Origin of the sequence: Streptomyces sp. (assembly GCF_036566765.1) — a bacterium.
Lineage (GTDB): Bacteria > Actinomycetota > Actinomycetes > Streptomycetales > Streptomycetaceae > Streptomyces.
Genome location: NZ_DATCVQ010000116.1, coordinates 1 through 2,398 on the forward strand (window position 1 = coordinate 1; position 2,398 = coordinate 2,398).

Annotated in this window: 3 protein-coding genes; 2 read left to right on the forward strand and 1 reads right to left on the reverse strand. The window is 72.1% G+C overall.

Annotated elements, in window-relative coordinates; genetic code table 11:
• Positions 1–232 (forward strand): hypothetical protein (locus tag VIU94_RS06225; protein ID WP_414720897.1); only part of this gene is annotated, 232 nt, incomplete at its 5' end.
• Here the strand turns inward: VIU94_RS06225 and VIU94_RS06230 are convergent.
• A complete protein-coding gene (locus VIU94_RS06230; protein WP_331908399.1) occupies positions 171–974 on the reverse strand; it encodes a TetR/AcrR family transcriptional regulator in 804 nt (267 codons plus the stop codon). The two genes, VIU94_RS06225 and VIU94_RS06230, sit on opposite strands and share 62 nt — an antisense overlap.
• A 108-nt stretch (positions 975–1,082) precedes the next feature.
• Here VIU94_RS06230 and VIU94_RS06235 point away from each other — a divergent pair, with 108 nt between their 5' ends.
• The gene (locus VIU94_RS06235; protein ID WP_331908401.1) at positions 1,083–2,171 is read left to right on the forward strand and encodes an alpha/beta fold hydrolase; all 1,089 of its coding nucleotides are present in this window, start codon (positions 1,083–1,085) and stop codon (positions 2,169–2,171) included.
• Positions 2,172–2,398: the final 227 nt, after the last annotated feature.

Below are 2,398 nucleotides of genomic sequence, written 5' to 3' on the forward strand. Positions count from 1 at the left end.
TGATCCTGAGGATGCGGAATTGATCCGGAACGTGGCCAAGGAGAACGGCCTCGGGGTCTCGGCATTCCTCGCCCTAGCCGGCCGCAAGGAGGCCGCCCGACTGGAACGGGTGGCCGCGGCCTTCGCCGACCTGGACGCCGCCATCGCCGCGGCGGAGGCCGAGGCGGAGGTCATGCCCTGGCCTGGCGAACCGGCCCCGGAGGCGCCGTCGGCACCGCCCGGTCGCCGATGAGTGCGTCGACGCCGTCGAGCACGCGGTCCAGGCCGAAGTCGAGCTGGTCGACCGTCGAGGGCGCAAAGGCTCCGTCGGCGAGCGCCCTGCTCACGGCGGGGTAGCGGTCGGCGTGGCGGTCGAGGATCTCGCCGGTCAGGGCGGCCCACTCGCGGTCGTGGTCCTCGTCGGCGTCCAGCGCCTGCTGGGCGAGGTTGCGGACGTGGCCGATCACGAGCAGGAAGATCTGGTGCCGTTCGGGGCCGGTCAGACCGGCCGGTTCCAGGGCCGCGAGGGCGGCGTCCAGCCAGCCGAGCTGGTTCGGTCCCACGAGCTGCCGGCGCATCGCGGTGGCCGCGAGCAGCCAGGGGTGCGCCCGGTACACGTCCAGTGACCTGCGGGCCCACTCCTTGAGCTGATCCCGCCAGCCGTCGCCGGCGGCCGTGAGGTCGGGGACGTCTTCGAGGACGGCCTCGACCATCAGCTCGACCAGCTCGGTCTTGCCGGGCACGTAGCGGTAGAGCGCCATCGCCGAGACGCCGAACTCCGCGCCGACCTTGCTCATGGAAGCCGCCTCCAGGCCCTCCGCGTCGGCGAGGGCGACGGCCGCGGCGGCGATGCGGCGGGGCGTGAGGCTGGGCTTGGGCCCCCGGGTCGGCTGGTCCTGCTCGCCCCACAGCAGGGCGGCGCCGGCGCGGAGGTCGCGCGCCTTCCCGCCCTTCGTCGCGCTCCGGGTCCTCGTACTGCCGGTCCTGGCGGCCATGACGCCCTCCCTCGTCCTTCCGGTGCAGTCCTGTTGACGCCCGCACCCACAACTGTGTATACCTTAAACCGAACCGCTTACGGCATAAACAGTTTTGGGGGAACAATCATGCTCGGTACCGTCATCGCCGCCTCCGCCGCCGCGCTCCTCGCCGCTCCGGCCGCCGGACTCCTCGCCCACCGTCAGGTCAGGCGCGCCAAGCTGGCCGAGGCCCTGCGCATCACGACGCCGAACGGCGTCGACGAGTCGGGCTTCGTGCGGATCGGCGGGATCGACCAGTGGATCTCGGTCCGCGGGGACGACCGGAGCAACCCCGTCGTCCTGGAGATCCACGGCGGCGCCGGGGCTTCCAACCACGTGTTCCTGCCGCGGACCCGCGCGTGGGAGCGGCACTTCACCGTCGTCCGCTGGGACATGCGCGGCGCGGGCGCGACCTTCGCGCACGGTGGGGCCGACGGGCAGGGCGAGTTCACCCTGGACCGGCTGGAGCGCGACGCGGTCGAGGTCACCGAGCACGTCCGCGCCCGGCTGGGCGTCGAGAAGGTGCTCCTGGTCGCGAACTCCTTCGGCACCGTCCTCGGCCTGCGCCTGGCCCGCAACCACCCGGAGCTGTACGCGGCGTACGTCGGCACCGACCAGAACATCCAGGCCGGCGGGCGCGAACGAGCCGCCTACGACGCCCTCCTGAGCCGCCTGGAGCGGGCCGGCAAGCGCAAGCAGCTCGCCGAGGTCTCGGCGATGGGCCCAGACCGTACGGCGTGGAGCGCGGCGCAGTGGGCCGCGTTCAGCAAGATCGCACTGATCACCGACCCGCTGTCCGCCGCGACCATGCGCACGGTGGTCATGGGCTCGCTGTGGTTCTCGCCGCTGCACGACCTGCGCGGGCTGCGCGACTACAGCCGGGCGATGACCTTCTCGGAGTCGCTCGCGCCGGAAGCGGCCCGGGTGGACGAGTGGGCGGAGGGCACCGCGTTCCGCATCCCGTTCTTCGTCTTCCAGGGCGACTCGGACGTGCTCACTCCGGACTCGGCGGCGCGCCGGTTCCTCGCCGATGTGACCGCGCCGGTCAAGGACTTCGGCCTGATCGAGGACGCCGGCCACTTCGCCGCGTTCCGGCGGCCGGAGCGGTTCCTCGAGCTGATGCTGACGAAGGTGCGTCCGGTCGTCACCGAGGCCGTGGCAGCCGTGGCTGCCTGACGGAGACGCAGGTGGGGCCCGGGGCAGCTGCCCCGGGCCCCACCTGCGTCTGTCTCTCGTCAGCCGTTGCCGTTGAGGTCGATCGTCTTCGTGCGCTCGGCGGGGGTCTTGCCCACGAGGGCGTCCTTCATCACGAAGGCCACGTCGTCGGCGGAGACCTGGTGCTTCTTGCCGTCGGCCTTGGTGATCATGATGCCGTCGAAGACGCCGTCCAGGAGCTCGTCGAT